The sequence below is a fragment of the Phaeobacter sp. JH20_08 genome (assembly GCF_048056635.1).
GTDB lineage: Bacteria > Pseudomonadota > Alphaproteobacteria > Rhodobacterales > Rhodobacteraceae > Phaeobacter > Phaeobacter bryozoorum.
Genome location: NZ_JAYMVV010000006.1, coordinates 146,716 through 167,913 on the forward strand (window position 1 = coordinate 146,716; position 21,198 = coordinate 167,913).

The following is a 21,198-nucleotide window of genomic DNA, read 5'->3' on the forward strand; positions in this document are numbered from 1 at the left end:
GGACGGCCGCCCCACCACATAACCCGTGCAGGGCAGTCTTGTTAGCTATCTCAGCAGGTTAGGCGCCGGCGACAGCCTCAGCCGTTTCAGCAAGCCGGATCTGCCAAACTGTCGCGACACCCATGCCATCGGAACCAAAGCTCAGGATCCGGCCTATCCGCCGAAACAAGCCCTCATCCAGCCGCAGCGAGCAACTGCCGCGTATAAGGATCCGACGGGTTGGCAAAGAGCTCCGCAGCGGATCCCGCCTCCACCACATCGCCCTGCTTCATCACGATCATCTTGTGCGACATCGCGCGCACGACGTTCAGGTCATGGGAGATGAACAGATAGGCCAGCCCGTAGCGCTTTTGCAGGTCGCGCAGCAGGTTGACGATCTGAACCTGTACCGTCATGTCCAGCGCCGATGTGGGTTCGTCCAGCACGACCAGTTTCGGCCGCAGCACCATGGCTCGCGCAATGGCGATCCGCTGCCGCTGGCCGCCGGAAAACTCATGCGGATAACGATCCATAAAGGCCGGATCGAGACCAACCTCCGTCATGACCTCAGCCACCAGATCCCGAGGATCCCGATCCTGATCGACATTGTGGATTGCCAGACCTTCGGCAATGATCTGCGCGCAGGTCATACGCGGGCTGAGCGAGCCAAAAGGATCCTGAAACACGATCTGCATATCGGCACGCAGCCGCCGCAGATCCCTCGTAGACCACTGGCGCAGATCCTGTCCCTGGAACTCCACACGCCCGTCCGACGCAATCAGCCGCATGATGGCAAGAGCCAGCGTTGTCTTGCCGCTGCCGCTTTCGCCGACGATGCCCAGCGTTTCGCCCGCCCGCACCGAAAGCGATGTCGGGTTCACAGCCTTCACATGGCCGACGGTACGTTTCAGCAAGCCTTTCTGGATGGGGAACCAGACCTTCAGATCCTCGGTCCGAACCAACTCTTCAGCAGCCTGAGGCACCGGCTCCGGCTGGCCTGTGGGTTCGGCATCCAGCAGTTTGCGGGTATAGGGATGCTGCGGATTGGCGAAAATCTCAGCTGTCGGTCCGGTCTCGACAATTACTCCGGCCTGCATGACACAGACACGATCCGCGATCCGGCGCACTATGCTCAGGTCGTGGGTAATGAACAGCAGCCCCATGCCCTCGCTGGCCTTCAGGTCCCCGAGCAGTTCAAGGATCTGGGCTTGGATCGTGACATCCAGTGCGGTGGTGGGTTCATCCGCGATCAGGATATCGGGCTGGTTGGCCAAGGCCATCGCGATCATCACCCGCTGGCGCTGACCACCCGACAATTGATGCGGATAGGCATCGAGACGGGTTTCAGCGTCGCGGATACCAACCCGGTTCAGCAGGTCCAAAATCCGGTTCCGCGCCGCAGCGCCCGCCAGCCCCTGATGCAGTGCCAGCGACTCGGCCAGCTGTTTCTCGATCGAGTGCAGCGGGTTGAGCGAGGTCATCGGCTCCTGAAAGATGAAGCTGATATCGTTGCCGCGCACCTGCCGAAGGCGGCGGTCACTGGCGCCGACCATTTCCTGTCCGTCGTAGGTGACAGACCCGCTGACAGTGGCGCTGTCCCCCAGCAATGACACGGTGGACAGCGCAGTCACCGACTTCCCGGACCCGCTCTCCCCCACCAGCGCGACTGTTTCGCCGCGACCAACAGAGAAGGACACACCGCGCACGGCCTCGGTCACCTTTCCATCCTGGCGGAAAGACACGCGCAGGTTCTCGACGTTTAATAGCGGCGCAGTTTGATCGCGTGTTGTCATCGGATTGCCCATGGGTTGGAGCATTTGCGGGTCGCACCATCGCACGGCGGCGAACAGGAGGCCGCGACGCCTCTATTCTGCGGATTAGAGCCTGAACCGGTCATGAGAAGGTCTTTCTCGGGTCAAAGGCATCGCGCACCCCTTCAAAGATGAAGACCAGCAGCGACAGCATGATGGCAAAGGTGAAAAACGCGGTGAAAGCAAGCCAGGGCGCCTCCAGGTTCTGTTTTGCCTGCAAGGTCAGCTCGCCCAGCGAGGGCGCCGAGGACGGCAGGCCAAAGCCGAGGAAGTCCAGCCCTGCAAGCGTGCCAATTGTGCCCGTCACGATGAAAGGCAGAAACGTCAGCGTCGCCACCATCGCATTGGGCAGCATATGGCGGAACATGATGGTCATATTCCCGACCCCGAGCGCCTTGGCAGCGCGGACGTATTCCAGATTTCGCGCGCGCAGGAACTCGGCCCGCACCACGCTCACAAGGGCGGTCCAGCTGAACAGGATCATCAGCACCACCAACAACCAGAAGCTGCGCCCAAGGATCGCAAACATGATGATGATGACATAGAGCTGCGGGATGGATCCCCAGATCTCGATCACGCGCTGAAAGATCAGGTCCAGCCACCCGCCAAAGAACCCCTGAACCGCACCCGCAGCAATACCGACCAATGTTGCTGCACCGGTGACCATCAGGGTAAACAGGATCGACAGACGGAAACCATGAATGACCCGCGCCAGCACATCCCGTTTGGTGTCATCGGTGCCCAGCAGGTTCTCTCCATTCGGTGGCAGCGGTGCCGCACCGGGCCGGTCGACCGTGGTGTTAAACGAATAGGGAATCAACGGCCAGATGGCCCATCCTTCTACGAACCCGTCTGCTGAAAATGTACCGGCCTCGATCTCTTCCAGAATAGTTTCGGGGTCGTCAAAGCAGTCTTCGATCCCGCCGGAGGCAATCAGACACCGAACCTCAGGGTCGCGATACGCCGCCTCGGTCTGGAAATCGCCACCAAAGACTGTCTCCGGGTAGAAATTGAACACCGGGGTAAAATATGAACCACGGTAGTTGACCAGCATCGGTTTGTCGTTGGCGATGAACTCGGCAAAGAGCGAAATGCCAAACAGGACCGAGAAGATCCACAGCGACCAGAAAGCCCGGCGATTGCGGCAGAAATTGTTCCAGCGGCGCTGGTTGAGCGGAGACAAAGCCATCTGTCAGCCCTCTCTCTTTTCAAAGTCGATACGCGGATCGACGATCACATACATGAGGTCGGAGATAATGCCGACAACAAGGCTCATCAAACCAAAGATGAACAGCGTGCCAAAGATCACCGGATAGTCGCGCGCCACGGCCGCCTCGAACCCCAGCCGCCCCAGACCATCGAGCGAGAAGATCGTTTCGATGATCAGGCTGCCGGAGAAGAACACACCGATGAAGACTGCTGGAAAACCCGCGATTACGATCAGCATCGCGTTGCGGAAGACATGGCCGTAGAGCACGCGCCGCTCGCTCAGCCCTTTGGCCCGTGCCGTCATGACATATTGCTTCTTGATCTCATCCAGAAAGGAGTTCTTCGTCAGCAGCGTCAGCGTGGCGAAGGCGGATATGGTCGAGGCGACTACCGGCAGCGTGATGTGCCAGAAATAATCCGCTACCTTGCCAAACAGGCTGAGACTCTCCCAATTGTCGGAGGTCAGCCCCCGCAGTGGAAAGATCTGCCAGTAAGAGCCGCCGGCAAACAGCACCAGCAGCAGAATCGCAAACAGAAAGCCGGGGATCGCATAGGCTGCGATGATCAGACCGCTGGTCCAGGTGTCAAACCGGCTGCCATCGCGCAACGCCTTGCGGATGCCCAGCGGGATCGAAATCAGATAGGCGATCAGCGTCGACCAGAGCCCCAGGGAGATCGACACCGGCATTTTCTCCAGCACCAGATCCATCACATCAATCTTGCGAAAGTAGCTCTCCCCAAAGTCAAAGCGCATGTAGTTGCCGACCATCAGGAGGAACCGCTCCAACGGCGGCTTGTCCAGGCCATACTGCCGTTCCAGCTCTGCGATCAGCTCCGGCGGCAGCCCCTGTCGGCCAGCGTAGTTGTCATTGGCGGCAACGGCCTCACTGCCCGCATCCCCGCCGCCCCCGGCGAAGCCTTCAAAGACGTCACCGCCGCCTTCCAGCTGAGCGATCATCTGCTCAACCGGCCCCCCCGGCACAAATTGCACCAGAGCAAAATTGATGACGAGGATCCCGAACAGGGTCGGGATCACCAGAAGAAAACGTCTAAGGATATAGGCTGCCATGTCAGGCGCTTACCTCAACGCGCCGGAGGATTTCAATGCCGCTTCTTTCTCGGCGTTGACCCACCAGACATCACTCAGCCCCAGATCGAACAGCGGCAGGGTCTCTGGCTGCTCATAGAAATTCCAATAGGCCACCCAGTTCACATCCAGATACCAGGTCGGCACCATGAACCGCTTGGCGCGCAGGACGCGATCTAGGGCACGCACATTGGCATATAGTTCTTCCTGTTCTTCCGCCTTCACGATCGCGCCGATCAGCGTATCAACTGCTGGGTCCGCCATTCCAGCCGGGTTGAACACCGAAAACTCGTGCGCGTCAGACCCAAACTGCTGATAGAGCCCGGTCGAAGGTTGCAGATATTTCGGGTAGGCGTAGGTAATCATGTCGAAGTCTTTTTCACGACGGCGGCTGGTATATTGCGCAAAATCGACCCGGTTGGAAATCGCGTCGATCCCTATCTGGCGCAGATTGGCGATATAGGGCTGCACGATCCGTTCGATCGTCGGAGAATCGATCAGGAATTCCAGCTTCAGCAGCTCTCCTTCGGCGTTGCGACGCAGACCGTCGTTGCCAACAGTCCATCCAGCCTCATCCAGCAGCTTCATGGCCCGACGCAGGTTACGCCGATCCGCCGGACGATCCGGGTTGGAGCTATGAGCCATCACCGGTTCGCTGGTCAGCAGCGCTGGATCAATGAGATCGCCCAGATCCTTCAGCACCTCCAGTTCGCGCCCCTCGGGGAGGCCCTTGGCTTCCAGCCCTGTGTCTTGCCAGAAGGAATGGCGCTGCGCGAACAGCCCATACTGCAGGCTGTCATTGGTCCATTCGAAATTATAGCCAAGCTGAACCGCCTCACGCACGCGCGGATCTTGGAATTTGGGGCGCAGGAGGTTCATCACAAACCCACTGGCGGCCGGGACATTGCCATCCGGGAATTCCCCCTTCACCACATCCCCCTCCTTGACCGCATCGAACTCATACGACGTTGCCCAGCTCTTGGAGCTGTTTTCTGGCCGCATGGTGTAAATGCCTGCCTTGAACCCTTCCATCGCGGCCACGCTGTCGCCAAAATACTCGATGCGGATGCGGTCATAGTTGTGACGCCCGACGTTCACGTTGACGTCGTTACCCCAATAGTCGGGGTTGCGTTTGTAGATGATGCGCTGGTTCACATCGACCGTTTCCACCACATAGGGACCTGATCCGATGCCAGGATCCAGACGCGGCTCATCCAGGCGGCGGTTCTCCGTGTCTGCCTCGAACCATGCCTTGGAGAACACTGAGGTGCCGCCGACCTGCGTGATCATCGCCCGGCGCGGGAAATCCGGCGAAAAGTAGAATTTTACCCGATGCGGGCCAAGAACCTCGGCCTTGGGGATGCGTTTCTTCACCGCCTCCGCATAGGACTGCAATCCCTGCTCCAGCAGCAGGTTGTGGGAAAACACCACATCCTCAGCTGTGACAGGGGTTCCGTCCGAAAACCGCGCTTCGGGGCGCATGTTGAAAATCACCCAATCCTGGCTTTCGGGATACTCAAGGCTTTCGGCCAGCAGCCCATAGTAGGATCCCGGCTCGTCATAGGATCCAATCATCAGCGATTCAAAATGGTCCGCCGACATCGCGCCGCCCCGACCCTTGCGGGTATAGGGGTTCATGCTGTCAAAGGTGCCCACCGCCGACAGAGACAGTTCGCCCCCTTTGGGCGCCTTTGGATTGACGTAGTCGAAATGTTCAAAGCCTTCGGGATATTTCAACTCTCCAAATTCGGTGAACCCGTGGCTTTTGATTACCTTGTCTTCGGCATGTCCCAGGGTAGCGGCCAGTGCCAGCATCGCAAATGCGGCAAACCCTGTCATCACGGCCCGGAAAAGCGGTTGCGGATCAATCGCTCGGGCCAAAACGGCACGACGCGGTGTGGTGGGCGTCTTCATCTGCCAATACCTCCATTGTCCGGCCTTCGCTGCCAGGATCATTCTCTGTCCCAAAGCTAAGCGGGCCGACCCCCTACATTCAAGTTCAGATTGGCTGAATTTCCCGTGTGTCAACCGATGTCAGGGCATGAACCCGCCTGCCTAGACATCAAATCCGCACCAGCACACCCCGAAAGCAAAAAGACCGCACCAACTGGCGCGGTCTTTTGATCATGGGCAAAAGCAACTGAAATCAGTTGTCGAGGCTGTCCAGATAGGCAATCAGGTTCACCCGATCGCTCTGTTTTTTCAGGCCACTGAAGCTCATGGTGGTGCCCGGCGCATATTGCGATGGCTTGGTCAGGAAGGCATCGAGCTCTTCAGCTGTCCATTCGCCGCCCATCCCCGCCAGCGACGCGGAATAGCCAAAGCCATCTGCGGCAGCAATCGGGCGACCAACGACTCCGTAGAGGTAAGGACCGGTGCTATTGGCACCAGCTTCGAGTTTGTGGCAGGCGGAGCATTTCTTGAAGACATTGGCACCTTTGCCAACATCTGCTGCGGCCATCAGTTCGCCGAAGTCGACGACTTCAACTACTTCTTCCGCACCTGCCTCTTCCACTTCGATCACATAGGAAGCCTCGCCATGAGCTTCGGTGTGATAGAGCCCCTCTGCGGCCCATTTGCCTAGCAGGAGCACGAGGAAAGCGCCGCAAAAGCCTGCGGTCGCTTTGGTAAGGGTCATCGTGTCAAACATGATCGCGAGTCCATTTCAGCTGTCTGGGAGGGTGTCTAAGGCTTCCCCTCTCAAGTGGCAAGGTATAGACAGCGCGACGAAACGCCCGTTTTTGAAGTTTTGCACGGATGTCGCAGTTATGACCCATAGAATTGCCATTCAGGGGGAGCTTGGCTCCTACAGCCACGAAGCCTGCCGCAAGGAGCGCCCCGACATGGACGTGCTGCCTTGTCGCAACTTCGAGGATGCCATTGACGCTGTCCGCAACGGCGAAGCCGAATTGGCGATGCTGCCGGTGGAGAACTCCACCTACGGGCGCGTTGCGGATATCCACCGCCTGCTGCCCCACAGCGGTTTGCACATCATTGATGAGGCCTTTGTGCGGGTGCATATCAATCTTCTTGGCGTTCCTGGTGCGCGGCTTGAGGATATCAAGGACGCTCATTCGCATCTGGTGCTGCTCCCGCAATGTGCGCGTTTCCTCAGCGAAAACAACATTCGCGGCCGCGTCAGCCCGGACAACGCCCGCGCCGCGCGCGATGTCGCTGAACAAGGCGACAAGAGCCATGCGGCGCTGGCCAGCGAATTGGCCGGAGAGATCTACGGCCTTGAGGTGCTGGCACGCCATATCGAGGATCATGGCAACAATACCACGCGCTTCCTGACCATGTCGCGTGAGCCGAATCTGGAGCGCCGTGGCAACCACGGCATGATCACCAGCTTTGTCTTTCAGGTCCGCAACATCCCGGCAGCTCTCTACAAGGCGATGGGCGGATTCGCGACCAACGGTATCAACATGACCAAGCTGGAGAGCTACATGGTCGACGGGTCCTTCACAGCGACCCAGTTCTATGCAGATATCGACGGTCATCCCGACGATCCAAATGTGCAGCTCGCCATGGACGAGCTGGCCTATTTCACCACCAACATTGAAATACTGGGTGTCTACCCGGCCAATGACGACCGATTCTGACCGGTGTCGTCGCGGCTAACGCGTCGATGGCGGCCTCAGCTACCGGCCCCGGATCGGTCATCCCGAATCCAACCCAGCAGCCGGTTGGCCCGCGGGCCACGCTCAGGCTGAACGATTGACGCGCTCTTCCGTCTGCTTGGCGAACTCGGACACCCGCTTCTTGAAACCACGCTTGAGTTTGGTTTTGGCCAGTTTCAGCGACTGAACCATCAAACGCCCTGACAGTGTCTTCGGTGTCAGCGTCAGGGTCACGGAAAGCCGGGTGCGCTGGGGCGACAGCGCCAGCAGCTCAATATCCATCGTGCCATCCATCCCGCTACCCGTGCCGCTCAGAATCATCTGAGTTACCGGCTCGTAGGTGCTGAGCGACAGATGCAGATTGCGCTTCTTTCCGCGGAACTGAAATTCGATGTCCCAGGCCAGCCCGTTCTCCGGATGCTGCGCATCTCCCAGGCGCTGCACATCGACACCCCGACGCAACGCCATCCGCTCCATGCTCTCGAAATCAGAAATCGACCGAAAGACTTCGGCGATAGGTGCGTCGATGTCTTCTTTGCTGGAGAAATCCATGGGCATCCTGTCGTTACGGCGGATCTGCAAGATCCAATGGCAGTCTTGAGCTGAATTCTACTATTCGTCTCAATCCAGTGTATCTGCAAGCCAGTTCTGCAAAAGGAAATGTGCAATTGCGCCGTTGCGCGGTCTGCGAATTTCAGGATGGCCCCCTTCAAAAACCGTCATCATCTCCTGCCGCGAAACCCAGCGCGCCGCTTCGATCTCTTTCGGGTCGATGGTGATCTCACGCCCCAGAGCCTCGCCCGCGCAGCCGAACATCAACGACATAGGAAACGGCCAGGGCTGGCTGGACAGGTAGCTGACGGCGCCGACCTTCACCCCTGTTTCCTCTTCCGTCTCGCGTCTCACGGCTGCTTCCAGCGTTTCTCCCGGCTCCACGAAACCGGCCAGCAGCGAATACATCCCCTCCGGCCACCCCGGCGAGCGACCAACCAGAACGGCATCACCATGGGTGATCAGCATGATGACCACCGGGTCGGTACGCGGAAAATGGGCCGCACCGCAACTGGGACAAAGCCGCTGCCAGCCAGCCTGCGCCATATTGCTTTTCGCGCCACAACAGGCGCAGAACCCATGGCTGTGATGCCAGCCGAACACCGCCCGTGCCATCGCTGCCAGTTCGGCGTCCTCGCGGCTGAGTTGTGCCATGATGCGGCGCAGCTCCACAAACCCCGTGTCAGTGGGCAAATCCGGGTGCCGCTGTTCACTGTTGTCGACAAAGCTGCGCAGCGCGCTCTCGTCATGATTGTCTGGCTGCCACCCACTGATATCAAGCGAGAACCGTGCCAAACCAGCAGCACAGCATCCCAGGAAGACCGCCTGCCCCACACCTGCCGTCGCCAGGGGATGATCGGACCCGATCCAGGCCAGAGCATCCGGCACAGCGCCGCTCTCCACTCCCGCCTCGGGTAGCGTACATAGCGGTTTCCCTCTCCAAATCAAAAGGATACGGCAATTTTCGCTCTGCCAGCGTGTTGTCAGGGCCGCCGGATCATCCCGGAGCTGTGCGGCCCGGTCCAGACCGCTGCCACCAAATGTCACTTGTTCCGCCTGTCGCATCGCGCTGCCCCGCTGCTACGTCTGCGCACTGATGTGTCGCAGCACCTGAATCTGGCAGAGAAATACATCTATGAGATGATAAGCTGTTTCCTCTGCGCCACAGTGATCTAGAAATATCCTGACCCCTCGCAACAGGTGAAAACCGTAATTCCGCAGCATCTCAAGTGGAAAGCAACGCGATTGATTAGAATTTTCGGCAACAAGCGACTTTCGGGCGTCACATTTGATTGCTTCAAACAGGCAAACAGGCTTGTTAATAAATTGGCAATCAATGCCACCCCGGGGTTCGCCGTGAGACCGCTAAGAAACGCAATATGACAGGATCGGATCAAACCGAAGACGAAAAGGTCGGATCCCTGCGCATTCTGGCGACCACGGATCTGCATGCTAATCTTTTGAGTCACGACTATTATTCTGATCGCCCCGACCCAAGCCTGGGGCTCTCTCGTGTTGCCACACTGATCGCTGAGGCGCGCGAGGAAGCCGCTACCAAAGGCGCCGCGACGCTGCTTGTCGACAATGGCGACAGCATCTTCGGCACCCCGATAGCAGAGCGCCCGATGCAGCTCAGCGAGACCCGCCCGGCCCCGGTTGCCCGCGCGTTCGACCTACTCGGCTACGATGCCATCGGGCTCGGCAACCATGATTTCGATTTCGGCCTGGATCAGCTCAGGCAGGCCTTGCTGCAGATCTCCTGCCCCGTCATCTGCTCAAATATGCAGCTGGTGGATCCGCAGGCTTCCTTGCCTTTTTGCCAGTCCGCAGTGCTCGAACGCGTTTTCCCCGGTTCGGAGGATCTGCCGCTTCGGATCGGCGTGCTCTCGGTTCTGCCGATGCAAACCCTGAAATGGGCCGCGCATCAGCTGCAGGGTCGCGTCACCATCGACGACATGGTGCAATGTGCCGCCCGGCAGGCCGACGCGTTGCGCGCCAGGGGCTGCGATATCGTCATCGCGCTGGCCCATACCGGTATCGGAGAGCAAACTACCGGATACGGCATTGAGAACGCACTCCACCCGCTTGCAGATCTTGGCGTTCTGGACGCCATCATCGGAGGTCACACTCATCTGACCCTGCCGGATCCGCGCCACCCCGTATCCGCGCCTGTGGTGATGCCGGGTGCCCATGGCTCACACCTCGGCGTGATCGACCTGCACGTCCAGCTGCAATCGGGCCGCTGGACCGTGACCAAAACCACCTGCAGATTGCGCCCTATCGCCCGGCGCAAGACCATCGCCGGCGCGGGTGGCATGCTCGTTCCCCTGGTGGCCGAAGACCCCGTCATGGTCGACGCCCTCGCAGAAGACCACGCAGAGACACGCAGGCGGATGGCCCAGCCTGTCGGCAGCACCAGCAGACCGCTGCACTCTTATTTCACCTTCCTTGGTCGCGATCAGGCCCTCGCGCTGGTGGCCTGGGCCCAGGCCGCTGCGGTGCGCCCCGCCCTGCGAGATACCGTTGCCGGAAACCTGCCACTGCTCTCAGCGACCGCTCCCGGCAAATTCGGCGCCCGGTCAGGTCCGTCCAACTACACAGATGTACCGGCCGGCCAGATGTACATGCGCCATGTCGTCGACATCCAGCCCTTCCCGAACGAGCTGCGCACGGTGGTTCTGAATGGTGCCCAGCTGCGCGATTGGCTGGAAATGTCGGCGGGTCTCTTCAATCAGATCGCGCCGGGCACCTCTGGAGACCCGCTGTTGGACACGGACCGGGCCGGTCACAACTTTGATGTCATCTTTGGGCTGCAATACGACATCGATGTCTCCGTACCTGCCAGATTTGCCAGCGATGGTGAGCTGATTGACCCCAGCAATCACCGAATCCGCAATCTGCGCTGGAAAGGGGCTCCAATACCAGAGAACCAACATTTCGCCGTAGCAGTAAGCAGTTACCGCATTGGCGGCGGCGGCAACTTCACGATGGCCCAGGCCGCGACCCGCCTGCCGACGCCCCCCCTGCGGGTCAGGGACGTGATTTGCGATTATGTCGCCGGGCGCCTGATGCGCGATCCATTGGAACAAGCGCCGCCCCCCTGGCGGCTGTCCAATCACCCCTCGACCGAGGTCGAGATCTTTACCGGACCCGGCGCCCGCACATATCTCACCGATCTCGACCCGGCCCGCCACAATTTGTACGGCACAACCGCCGACGGATTTTTGCGGATCGGTGTCAAGCTCTGATCCCCGCCTGAATGCGCCCGCTGCCATGCGCCTTATTGCGGTCAGACGGGCTTGCCATTCCTGATCTGCCCTCCTATATCGACCAGTGAGAGGTTGGCGCGGGCAAGCGCCTCGCCAACCTGGTCAGATCCGGAAGGAAGCAGCCACAACGAGCCCCGCTTGGGTCGATGTCCAACCTCTCACCTCCCCCCATCCCCGACATTCAGTCGCCGCCCACGGCAGAGTTAGCTGCCTCTTGCCAGTTTGGCCGCTGATCCACCACACCAAACGACTCTGGCATTGCCGCTATATATAGTGGCACGGGGCGCCACTCCTCCCCGATATGGTAGGCAATACGCCGAAGAAATACCCCACCCCCTGAGGTAGCGCTTGACGACTCGCCCCGCCAGCCGCTAGCCCTAGTGGCAGATGGTTCCTGCATCGCTGCCACGCGATCAGGATGAAAAGGGAACACGGTGCGAGATGGTAGACATACCGGATCAATGCCGCGACTGCCCCCGCAACTGTAAGCGGTGAGCAACCTCGGACCATGCCACTGATGCCACGGATCCCGTTGGATCCCACGGTGTTGGGAAGGCCCCGAAGTTGCCGCGACCCGCGAGTCAGGAGACCTGCCATCTGATGAGAAACTCGAAACCGGGCGGGGTGTCCTGGCAGGGTCTGCATGTCCGCCGATTGGCCTGCCAGCTCTGACCGTTCATCCCCTCCTTCGCGCGGAGGGCGCAATGAACTGGACTGATACGACACATGGCTATTCCCTGAGCACCTGCCAGCATCTGGGGCAACCCTGCCCGGCGGCAGAGCGCATGATTGCGCGCCTCGCCGCCGCCATGGGACAGGCAAAAGCCGTCACAACCGAGGACTTCGAAATTGCCGGGACATGCGAGCTGACCGCCTGCGACCGGCCCTGCGAGGCGAGATTTGCCGCCAGACATGACCGCATCCGCATTTATTGTGGTGTCTCGCAAGAGGCGGATCTGGCCGGTCTTGACCGTTTCGCGGATGCCCTCTTTCTGCCCTCGGCTGACAGCCTCCCCCTTGCCAAGCTGCCGGATTACCCCTGCGGCTTGGCACAGGCTGTGCCGCTGGCACCTCAGATGGCCCGAATCACCCCTCCGCAGCTCGCAGCTTTCAGCTGAACGCCGCTTTGAAAGCACCGCACGCCGCGCTTGCGCGGCGCCACGCCCAACGGGATATGACCTTGCCGAAGGTCATATCCGGGCGGGAGCATCTCCCCGCGCCGGCCCGTTTCACACAGCCGCTGTCAGGTGCCTTTGCCGGGAATACGCCTCGGGCCATACGCCCAGATCATCTGAGCGTCGGTCTCGATTGCGCAGGGGCGAATGGCCCGTAGCCGTGCCAACGCCAGATCCGGCCGCTCGCCGCATTCCGTCATCAGCCGCAGCACCACCATGCCAGACCGGCCACAGCCACCCCGGCAATGCACCAGCACGCGACCACCGCCAACAAGCGCCTTGCGCGCCAGATGGCTGACCTCCGGCCAACGGCTCAGGATCTCCGGCGGCGGCGCACTGAAATCAGGGACGGGCAAATGTATCCATCGGCTGCCGATACTCTGCAGATCCGTTCCGATCGTCTCGGCACCAACTGCGGCATGTTCCTCCTCCGTGGTCATCGAAATGACCAAACCGGGCTGCCACTCTCGAATGTGGTCCATATCGCCACGATAATCGCCCCCTGCACCGGGCAGCGGGCATAGCGCCAGAATACCATCCGCCACCGAAAGCGCGTGCAAGATCAGCGTGCCCCCGGCCCGCTCCTCTTCGATGTCACCGTGTTGAGATCCATCCTCCATGGTCAGCCCCCACTGCCAATTCACCGCCTGATCCTACGCCAGCAATCCCCCCGGACGATCACATCCTCCAATGTAGCGATCTGTCGGCCCTGCACCTAATGGTTTCTGAAAGCCCGATGGTACACACCCCTTATCCTGCCGCGACCACCATCAGCGGTGGACGCCACGCGCGGGCTTGCCTACTTTACCCGGACATCAACGACCGACCCCCGAATCTGGCACGAGACATCATGAGCGACACAGCAGGCGACACAGCAGACCAAACCTCGGGTCAATACCAGGTTCTGGCCCGCAAATACCGGCCCGAGACCTTTGCCGATCTGGTGGGTCAGGACGCCATGGTGCGGACGCTGAAGAACGCCTTTGCCGCCGATCGCATCGCCCAGGCCTTCATCATGACAGGCATCCGCGGCACCGGCAAAACCACAACCGCCCGGATCATCGCCAAGGGCATGAACTGCATCGGCGAGGATGGCCAGGGCGGCCCCACCACCGATCCTTGCGGCAAATGCGAGCATTGCACGGCGATCATGGAAGGTCGCCATGTCGATGTGATGGAGATGGACGCGGCCTCGCGCACAGGTGTCGGAGACATCCGCGAGATCATTGACTCGGTGCAGTACCGCGCCGCCTCGGCCCGCTACAAGATCTACATCATCGACGAAGTTCACATGCTGTCGACCAGTGCTTTCAACGCGCTCTTGAAGACGCTGGAGGAGCCGCCCGCGCATGTGAAGTTCATCTTCGCCACCACCGAAATCCGCAAGGTGCCTGTGACGGTGCTGTCGCGCTGCCAGCGGTTTGACCTGCGCCGGATCGAGCCGGAGGTGATGATTGCCCTCCTGCGCAAGATCGCAACGGCTGAGGGCGCCCAGATTGCCGACGACGCGCTGGCGCTCATCACTCGCGCCGCCGAAGGATCTGCCCGGGATGCCACCTCGCTCCTGGATCAGGCGATTTCCCATGGCGCGGGTGAGACCACCGCCGATCAGGTCCGCGCCATGCTGGGCCTTGCCGACCGCGGCCGGGTGCTGGACCTGATGGACATGATCCTGCGCGGCGATGCGGCGGAGGCACTGACGGAACTCAGTGCGCAATATGCCGAGGGCGCAGACCCGTTGGCGGTGCTGCGCGATCTGGCGGAGATCACCCATTGGGTTTCTGTGGTGAAGATCACGCCTGATGCGGCTGAAGACCCCACCGTCAGCCCCGATGAGCGCGCCCGTGGCGGCCAGATGGCCGAAGCCCTGCCGATGCGGGTGCTGACGCGGATGTGGCAGATGCTTCTGAAGGCTCTGGAGGAGGTTGCCGCCGCCCCCAACGCGATGATGGCGGCCGAAATGGCCGTGATCCGTCTGACTCATGTGGCTGATTTGCCAACCCCCGAACAGCTGATGCGCACGCTTCAGGACACCCCGCCGCCACCAGCTGGCCCCGGCAATGGCGCCCCCCTGCCGCAGGCGGGCGCGCAGCGGCACCATGCCGGGCAATATGCGGGCCAAAACACCGGCCAGAATCAAAACTCCGGCCACAACACGGGTCAGACAGCCTCCGGCTATCAGCCCGGCCCTGGCAGCGGGCCGACGATGTCGCAGACCATCTCCGCCACGGGCGGCGGACCGGCCACTGCCCTTGCGCCGCAGATGGATCAGGCGCTGGCCCGATACCCCAGCTTTGAACATATCGTTGAACTGATTCGCGTCCGCCGGGATGGCCTGCTGCTGGAATATGTCAAAACCTACCTGAGGCTGGTCTCCTACCAGCCGGGGCGGATCACCATCCAGCCCACCGATGACGCGCCCAAGGATCTGGCACAACGCCTTGGCCAGCAGCTGCAGACCTGGACGCAGGCACGCTGGGTCATTTCCATCGCAAACGAAGGCGGTGGTGAGACGATCACCGAACGCGACAATGCAGTTGAAAACGCCCTGCGCGACAAGGCCAGTCAACATCCGATCGTACAGGCCGTTCTGGACAGCTTCCCCAAGGCCAGGATCATCAAGATCCGCACCGCCGAAGACCTCGCCGCCGAGGTCGAAGCAGACGCCCTGCCAGAGGTCGAGGACGAATGGGATCCCTTCGAAGAAGAGTAACTTGCTTTGCAGGTATAATGACGCTGTTTCCCGCCGCAGCAATTGCAGAAGTCTGTGATAAGGAACGACCGTTTTGGAAACCGGGTGATGGTCCGGCCACCGCCTGGGATGAGTTGATGGGCCTCTCCACCCTGCCCGTGTCCCTTGCGTTGCTTGCCCTTGCGGGCATCGCTCTGACCACACGAAACCGCCCGACCTTCGCAATCGCTGCCGTGCTCTGGGCCGGTCTTGCCTTTGTCGTTGCGATTGACCGGTACGAAAACGCGCTGAATTATGCGGTAGCCTACGACCTTGCAGAAGATTGCTTGGCGCCACCCCACTTGTTCATCGGCCTTGCAGTTGCGATATGTGCCGGGATGACTTACGGCGCGCTGCGCCCTCGCACTTAGGAGAAAACAGATGCTCAAAGGCCTCGGCGGTCTTGGCGACATGGCCAAGATGATGAAATCGGCACAGGAACTGCAAACCAAAATGGCGCAGATGCAGGAAGACCTGCACAATGTCATGGTCACCGGCGAAGCAGGCGCAGGTCTGGTGAAGGCAACCGCCTCGGCCAAGGGCGATCTGAAGGCGCTGGATATCGACCCGTCGATCTTCAACGGCGACGACAAGGAAGTGGTCGAAGACCTGATCCTCGCCGCGATCAAGGATGCCCAAGCGAAGGCAGCCGAGAAGGCGCAGGACGAAATGGCCAAGCTGACCGAAAGCATGGGCCTGCCCAAGGATATCAAGCTGCCGTTCTAAGCTGCGGCATCATGCAGACCCGATCAGGCGGCCCTGTGGCCGCCTTTTCTTTTGCTCCGCAGGCACTGTAAAACAAAACCTGAACAGACTGCCTGCGCCCCCTTGTGCTTTCCAAGGGCAATCAGCCTATATAGCAGGGCAGATAGGGGCGTTAGGCATGATCAAGAACTCCACCACCGATATCGAAGACCTGATTGCCCTGATGGCCAAACTGCCGGGGCTGGGGCCGCGCTCTGCCCGCCGGGCGGTCTTGCACCTGATCCGCAAACGCGCCCTGCTGCTGACACCACTGGCTGAAACGATGAGTGACGTTGCAGCCACGGCTCGTGAATGCCTCAACTGCGGCAATGTCGGCACCAGCGATCTCTGTACCATCTGCGAGGATATGACCCGCGCCAATGGCGAACTCTGCGTGGTGGAGGATGTCGCGGATCTCTGGGCGATGGAGCGGGCGGCGGTCTTCAAAGGGCGCTATCACGTGCTTGGCGGCACGCTGTCGGCGCTGGATGCCGTCGGCCCTGACGAGCTGCGCATTCCCCGTCTGGAGGACCGGGTTCAAGCCGAAAACGTCACGGAGGTGATTCTGGCGCTCAACGCCACGATCGACGGCCAGACCACGGCGCATTACATTGCCGATCAGCTCAACGGCCGGGTTCGACTCACCTCTCTTGCACAGGGCGTGCCCATCGGCGGAGAACTGGATTACCTCGACGAAGGCACCATCACGGCGGCCCTGCGCGCCCGCAAGGACATCTGACACGCCCGTGCCACCCTTGGCCCACGGCCACGCCCCATGCCCAGGCGATATCTGATCAGACACAGCGGCTGGACGCTGATGTTCACAGGCGGAAACGCCGCGCAGTCACCCAGCACTATGCCAGTGGTCGAGTCTTTGTTTTCAAGGAGAAATGGTGGCGTGGGGGAGACTCGAACTCCCGACCTAACGATTATGAGTCGTTCGCTCTAACCAACTGAGCTACCGCGCCGTCGGGGTGCGAGGTACGCCAGCCACGGCCGCGCGTCAAGGCAGAAATGTCAGAAAAATGCAGCGATCCGCACCGAAAGGCGAATTTTTTGTAACGGTCGAATAATTGGCCTGCCCGCAGCTCAGCGGCCTGCCAGCATCCACGCCACAGCCACCCCGAAGGCAAGGCGCCTGAAACGCAAAAAAGCCACGGAACGCTGTGCATCCCGTGGCTTTTTTCTATCTTGCGTCACCCCTGTGCAGGGGCGCGTGTGGCTTAGAAACGGGGATCCGTATCGTCCTCGTCATCCTCGTCATCGCCACCGGCAGGCAGGTTGAAGAAGCTGTCAGCGTCAACCACATCCTCTTCTTCGGCACGGCTCGGCTTGTCGCTGCCACCGAGGGTAAAGGTCTCCAGACCCTCGATCGCCGACGGCATACGGGGCTCTGCGTCCATCTCCAGCGACTGTTCAGTCGACACCAACTTGCGACGTTCGTCATCGCTCATCACACCACCTTCGGCAGCCTTCTTGGCGGCGGCTTTCTGTACGGCGGCATCCAGTTCGGACTGTTTACACAGGCCCAGCGCGACCGGGTCGATCGGCTGGATATTGGCAATGTTCCAATGGGTCCGCTCGCGGATCGCCTGAATGGTCGGCTTGGTGGTGCCCACCAGCTTGGAAATCTGGCCATCGGACAGCTCAGGGTGGAACTTCACCAGCCAGTAGATCGACGCCGGACGGTCCTGACGCTTGGACAGCGGCGTGTAGCGCGGTCCACGGCGTTTCTCTTCACCGGCAGCAGCCGGGTTGAACTTCAACTTCAGCTTATGCAGCGGGTTGTTTTCGGCCTTATCCACCTCTTCCTGCGTCAGCTGGTTGTTGGCAACCGGGTCGAACCCTTTGACGCCAGCAGCCACATCGCCATCAGCGATGCCCTGGATTTCCAGCTCGTGCATACCGACAAAATCGGCAATCTGTTTGAAGCTGATCGTGGTATTGTCCACCAGCCACACGGCGGTCGCCTTGGCCATCAACGGTTTTGCCATGCGCTCATCTCCTTAGTAACACGGTTGTCCCAGATACATCTTTCCCGTCGCCTGAAAGAGGCTTCCCCGATTTGGGGCGGTTTCCGTTGTCGGGGAACTTCAATTCTATATAGTCGCGATGTTTCTATAAGGAAAGAGGCGAATGCGCGGCATCAAACGGACCCTGAAGGCAGCCCTTATTGCGGTAGCAACTGTCGGACTGGGCATCGCCTTTGCCGCGACATCGCCGAGACAGGCAACAGCCGAAGGCGAGATTGCCGGGCAGTTCGACTACTATGTCCTCAGTCTCAGCTGGTCGCCGAACTGGTGTGCGCTGGAAGGCGATGCCAAACGGTCCGAGCAATGCGACCCCCGCCACGATCATGGCTGGACCCTGCATGGGCTCTGGCCGCAGTTCCATCGTGGCTGGCCGAGCTACTGCCGCACCGCAGAGGCGCCGCCGACCCGCCAGCAGACGCAGCAGATGGCCGACATCATGGGGACCTCCGGCCTCGCCTGGCATCAGTGGAAGAAACACGGAACCTGTAGTGGCCTGTCCGCTGGCGAATATTTCGCCCTCTCCCGGCAGGCCTATGCAGAGATCAACCGACCGCGTGCCTTTCGCAGGCTGACCCAAGCCGTGACCCTACCCGCCAGTCTGGTGGAGCAGGCCTTTCTGCAGGACAACCCCGATCTGAAGCCCGACACGCTGACCATCACCTGCCGCGATGGCCACATCCAGGAAGCTCGCATCTGTCTGTCCCGCGAGCTGAGACCCGTGCCCTGCGGCCGCGATGTGATCCGGGACTGCACGCAGAAAAACGCGGTGTTCGAGCCGATCCGCTAGCGCTGCAATCCGCACGGCCAGACGACTCCTGCGCCGAAGCACAGGGAGAGGCACCGGGAAATGGCATCCCTCGCGCCATAGTGACCCAATTTGCGCTGTCTTTATGGTAGACTGAGCATATGCACCACTCTGAGAGCACCTCAGATCCGGACCTGTCGTGCTCACCTCCCTTGACCGGACTGCCGCGCACTGCGCGAACCCGAGAGGAATAATCATGGCACGAACCATCGGAAACCCCATCAGCTGGCTGGCAAAATCCGTTGGCCTGACCAGTTCCCATCTCTCCGCTTCGGTGGACCATCTGGGCAGTGACAAGGCAGGCGCGATGCCCCGCGTGCTCCAGCTGGACATGGCAGACCTCGGTGCTGCGCTGCGGGCCGGGTGGCAGGATTTCGCGGCCTGCCGGTCTGACGCCATGGCGCTTGTCTTTCTCTACCCGCTGATTGGCGTGGCCTTGGTTGTCCTCAGCCTGTCGATGAACCTCCTGCCGTTGATCCTCCCGCTGGTCCTCGGATTTGCGCTGGTTGGCCCGGTCGCCGCCGTTGGGCTCTATGAGATGTCATCACGCCGCGAGGCCGGTTTCACACCGCGCTGGATGGACGCCTTTGCCGTGCTGCGCTCCCCGGCGTTCCTGTCGATCCTGATGCTGGGCCTATATCTGGCCGCGCTCTGCATCCTCTGGCTGACGGTGGCTGCGGCGATCTACAACCGCACGCTCGGGCCCGAGGCCCCGACATCTCTGGCGGCCTTTACCCAGGATATCTTCACCACCGGTGCCGGCTGGGCAATGCTGGTGATCGGCGGCACCGTAGGCGGGATCTTCGCCTTTGCAGCGCTCGCGGTCAGCCTTGTGTCTTTTCCGCTGTTGCTGGACCGGCATGTCGGCCTGCCCATCGCTGTCGCCACATCCCTGCGCGTGGTGCGCCGGAATCTCTGGGTCTCGCTGGTCTGGGGCCTCATTGTCGCGCTTGCGCTGCTGGTCGCTGCGATCCCGATGTTTGCGGGCATGATCGTGGTGGTCCCGGTATTGGGACACGCCACCTGGCATCTCTATCGTCGGGCCGTTGCCTGACACGTGCCGGCGACAACCGCGCCAGCACGATCAGCCCGCGCGGCAGGGCCAACCCTCGCCGCCGACCTCCAGAACAATCTTGCCGATATGCGCAGAGCTTTCCATCCGTGCATGGGCCGCCGCCGCCTCTTCTAGGGCAAAGGTCTGGTCCATCACCGGCGCGAATTTCCCTGCCTCGATAAGTGGCCAGACCACCTCGCGCAGATCCCGCGCAATCTGCGCCTTTGCCAGATCGCTCTGTGGTCGCAGTGTTGATCCGGTCAGCGTCAGACGCCGCGCCATGACCTGGGCAAAGTTCAACTCCACCTTCGGACCTGACAGAAACGCGATGTGGACCATGCGGCCATCATCCGCGAGCGCACGCACGTTGCGCGGAATATAGTCGCCGCCCACCATGTCCAGAATCAGATTGGCCCCGCCTTCGCTCTTCATTACCTCGACGAAATCCTCATCGCGGTAATTGATCGCCCGTTCGGCCCCAAGCCTCAGGCACGCCGCACATTTCTCATCTGATCCGGCGGTCGTGAAGACCCGCGCGCCCAGCTGCGAAGCAAGCTGAATCGCGGTTGTTCCGATACCGGATGACCCTCCGTGAACAAGAAACCGCTCCCCGGCCAACAGGCCCCCGCGGGTAAAGACGTTGGACCAGACGGTGAAACAGGTCTCCGGCAGGCAGGCCGCCTGCTTCATAGACAGCCCCTCAGGCACCGGCAGGCAATGCGCCGCTGGCGTCGCGACGTATTCGGCATAGCCGCCGCCGGGTAGCAGCGCACAGACCCGGTCGCCCACAGTCAGCTCGCTGACCCCGGCGCCAATGGCGACCACCTCGCCTGAGGCTTCCAGGCCCGGCAGGTCGCTGGCGGTCGGGGGAGGTGCGTATTTGCCCGCGCGTTGCAGCGCATCCGGGCGATTGACGCCTGCATAGGCCACTTTCAGAACCACCTGCCCATGCGCCGGGGTCGGCATCGGGCGGGCACAGCCCTGCAAAACCTCAGGCCCACCCGGCTCGCGAATCTCAATCGCCTGCATCATCTCGGTCATTGGCATTCCTCCGCTGTTGTCACTGCCTAGCAAAGGACGGCTGCCCGTCAAAGACGTTGCATTGGCACAGGCAACCAGAACGTTGCGC

Annotated in this window: 19 protein-coding genes, 1 tRNA gene, 1 other RNA gene and 1 riboswitch; of the genes, 10 read left to right on the top strand and 11 right to left on the bottom strand. The window is 60.9% G+C overall.

Annotated features, from left to right (window positions below; all coding sequences use genetic code 11):
* Nucleotides 1–173: 173 nt before the first annotated feature.
* From VWY75_RS07800 to VWY75_RS07820, 5 genes are all read right to left on the bottom strand, one after another.
* Nucleotides 174–1,784, bottom strand: coding sequence for an ABC transporter ATP-binding protein (locus VWY75_RS07800; RefSeq protein ID WP_416538247.1), 1,611 nt, complete (start codon nucleotides 1,782–1,784; stop codon nucleotides 174–176).
* An 88-nt stretch (nucleotides 1,785–1,872) separates the two neighbouring features.
* A complete protein-coding gene (locus VWY75_RS07805) occupies nucleotides 1,873–2,979 on the bottom strand; it encodes an ABC transporter permease (RefSeq protein ID WP_340546714.1) in 1,107 nt (368 codons plus the stop codon).
* A gap of 3 nt (nucleotides 2,980–2,982) precedes the next feature.
* Nucleotides 2,983–4,068, bottom strand: a complete 1,086-nt coding sequence (locus VWY75_RS07810) for a microcin C ABC transporter permease YejB (protein ID WP_340546713.1) — start codon at nucleotides 4,066–4,068, stop codon at nucleotides 2,983–2,985.
* Between the two features lie 9 nt (nucleotides 4,069–4,077).
* On the bottom strand, nucleotides 4,078–6,000 hold the full coding sequence (locus VWY75_RS07815) for an extracellular solute-binding protein (RefSeq protein ID WP_416538215.1): 1,923 nt from the start codon (nucleotides 5,998–6,000) through the stop codon (nucleotides 4,078–4,080).
* A 232-nt stretch (nucleotides 6,001–6,232) separates the two neighbouring features.
* Entirely contained in the window at nucleotides 6,233–6,736 is a 504-nt protein-coding gene (locus VWY75_RS07820; RefSeq protein WP_340546711.1) for a c-type cytochrome, read from the bottom strand.
* A gap of 118 nt (nucleotides 6,737–6,854) precedes the next feature.
* On the opposite strand from VWY75_RS07820, the gene VWY75_RS07825 reads away from it, so the two are divergent.
* Complete coding sequence (locus tag VWY75_RS07825) at nucleotides 6,855–7,688, top strand: prephenate dehydratase (protein ID WP_340546710.1); 834 nt, start codon at nucleotides 6,855–6,857, stop codon at nucleotides 7,686–7,688.
* A gap of 102 nt (nucleotides 7,689–7,790) precedes the next feature.
* Here the strand turns inward: VWY75_RS07825 and VWY75_RS07830 are convergent, their stop codons facing one another.
* The gene (locus VWY75_RS07830) at nucleotides 7,791–8,258 is read right to left on the bottom strand and encodes an SRPBCC family protein (RefSeq protein WP_340546709.1); all 468 of its coding nucleotides are present in this window, start codon (nucleotides 8,256–8,258) and stop codon (nucleotides 7,791–7,793) included.
* 69 nt (nucleotides 8,259–8,327) lie between these two features.
* Nucleotides 8,328–9,323, bottom strand: a complete 996-nt coding sequence (gene nudC / locus VWY75_RS07835; RefSeq protein ID WP_416538214.1) for an NAD(+) diphosphatase — start codon at nucleotides 9,321–9,323, stop codon at nucleotides 8,328–8,330.
* Nucleotides 9,324–9,637: 314 nt separating this feature from the next.
* Here nudC and VWY75_RS07840 point away from each other — a divergent pair, with 314 nt between their 5' ends.
* The 3 genes from VWY75_RS07840 (at nucleotide 9,638) to VWY75_RS07850 (ending at nucleotide 12,645) form a co-directional block, all read left to right on the top strand.
* Nucleotides 9,638–11,506 (top strand): 5'-nucleotidase C-terminal domain-containing protein, encoded by a 1,869-nt coding sequence (locus tag VWY75_RS07840; protein WP_416538213.1) that lies wholly within the window; start codon nucleotides 9,638–9,640, stop codon nucleotides 11,504–11,506.
* 86 nt (nucleotides 11,507–11,592) lie between these two features.
* An RNA gene (gene ffs, locus VWY75_RS07845) (signal recognition particle sRNA small type) lies at nucleotides 11,593–11,691 on the top strand.
* Nucleotides 11,692–11,898: 207 nt separating this feature from the next.
* Nucleotides 11,899–12,140, top strand: a riboswitch (cobalamin riboswitch).
* Nucleotides 12,141–12,231: 91 nt separating this feature from the next.
* Nucleotides 12,232–12,645 (top strand): hypothetical protein, encoded by a 414-nt coding sequence (locus VWY75_RS07850; RefSeq protein ID WP_416538212.1) that lies wholly within the window; start codon nucleotides 12,232–12,234, stop codon nucleotides 12,643–12,645.
* A 125-nt stretch (nucleotides 12,646–12,770) separates the two neighbouring features.
* Here the strand turns inward: VWY75_RS07850 and VWY75_RS07855 are convergent, their stop codons facing one another.
* Complete coding sequence (locus VWY75_RS07855; protein WP_416538246.1) at nucleotides 12,771–13,322, bottom strand: protein-tyrosine phosphatase family protein; 552 nt, start codon at nucleotides 13,320–13,322, stop codon at nucleotides 12,771–12,773.
* Nucleotides 13,323–13,552: 230 nt separating this feature from the next.
* On the opposite strand from VWY75_RS07855, the gene VWY75_RS07860 reads away from it, so the two are divergent.
* The 4 genes from VWY75_RS07860 to recR all read left to right on the top strand — a co-directional run bounded on the left by VWY75_RS07860 (nucleotide 13,553) and on the right by recR (nucleotide 16,916).
* Nucleotides 13,553–15,415 (top strand): DNA polymerase III subunit gamma/tau, encoded by a 1,863-nt coding sequence (locus VWY75_RS07860; RefSeq protein WP_416538211.1) that lies wholly within the window; start codon nucleotides 13,553–13,555, stop codon nucleotides 15,413–15,415.
* A 17-nt stretch (nucleotides 15,416–15,432) separates the two neighbouring features.
* Entirely contained in the window at nucleotides 15,433–15,804 is a 372-nt protein-coding gene (locus VWY75_RS07865; protein ID WP_416538210.1) for a hypothetical protein, read from the top strand.
* A gap of 10 nt (nucleotides 15,805–15,814) precedes the next feature.
* The gene (locus tag VWY75_RS07870; protein WP_019298230.1) at nucleotides 15,815–16,159 is read left to right on the top strand and encodes a YbaB/EbfC family nucleoid-associated protein; all 345 of its coding nucleotides are present in this window, start codon (nucleotides 15,815–15,817) and stop codon (nucleotides 16,157–16,159) included.
* A 157-nt stretch (nucleotides 16,160–16,316) separates the two neighbouring features.
* The gene (gene recR, locus VWY75_RS07875) at nucleotides 16,317–16,916 is read left to right on the top strand and encodes a recombination mediator RecR (protein ID WP_416538209.1); all 600 of its coding nucleotides are present in this window, start codon (nucleotides 16,317–16,319) and stop codon (nucleotides 16,914–16,916) included.
* Between the two features lie 152 nt (nucleotides 16,917–17,068).
* On the opposite strand, the gene VWY75_RS07880 is transcribed toward recR, so the two are convergent.
* Both VWY75_RS07880 and VWY75_RS07885 read right to left on the bottom strand, forming a co-directional pair.
* Nucleotides 17,069–17,145 (bottom strand) — tRNA-Met (locus VWY75_RS07880).
* A gap of 255 nt (nucleotides 17,146–17,400) precedes the next feature.
* Complete coding sequence (locus tag VWY75_RS07885) at nucleotides 17,401–18,171, bottom strand: DUF1013 domain-containing protein (protein ID WP_340546702.1); 771 nt, start codon at nucleotides 18,169–18,171, stop codon at nucleotides 17,401–17,403.
* 142 nt (nucleotides 18,172–18,313) lie between these two features.
* Here VWY75_RS07885 and VWY75_RS07890 point away from each other — a divergent pair, with 142 nt between their 5' ends.
* Together VWY75_RS07890 and VWY75_RS07895 are read left to right on the top strand one after the other, a co-directional pair.
* Nucleotides 18,314–18,997, top strand: a complete 684-nt coding sequence (locus tag VWY75_RS07890) for a ribonuclease T2 family protein (protein ID WP_416538208.1) — start codon at nucleotides 18,314–18,316, stop codon at nucleotides 18,995–18,997.
* Between the two features lie 214 nt (nucleotides 18,998–19,211).
* On the top strand, nucleotides 19,212–20,069 hold the full coding sequence (locus tag VWY75_RS07895; protein ID WP_416538207.1) for a DUF2189 domain-containing protein: 858 nt from the start codon (nucleotides 19,212–19,214) through the stop codon (nucleotides 20,067–20,069).
* 30 nt (nucleotides 20,070–20,099) lie between these two features.
* Here the strand turns inward: VWY75_RS07895 and VWY75_RS07900 are convergent, their stop codons facing one another.
* Complete coding sequence (locus VWY75_RS07900) at nucleotides 20,100–21,110, bottom strand: NAD(P)H-quinone oxidoreductase (protein ID WP_416538206.1); 1,011 nt, start codon at nucleotides 21,108–21,110, stop codon at nucleotides 20,100–20,102.
* Nucleotides 21,111–21,198: the final 88 nt, after the last annotated feature.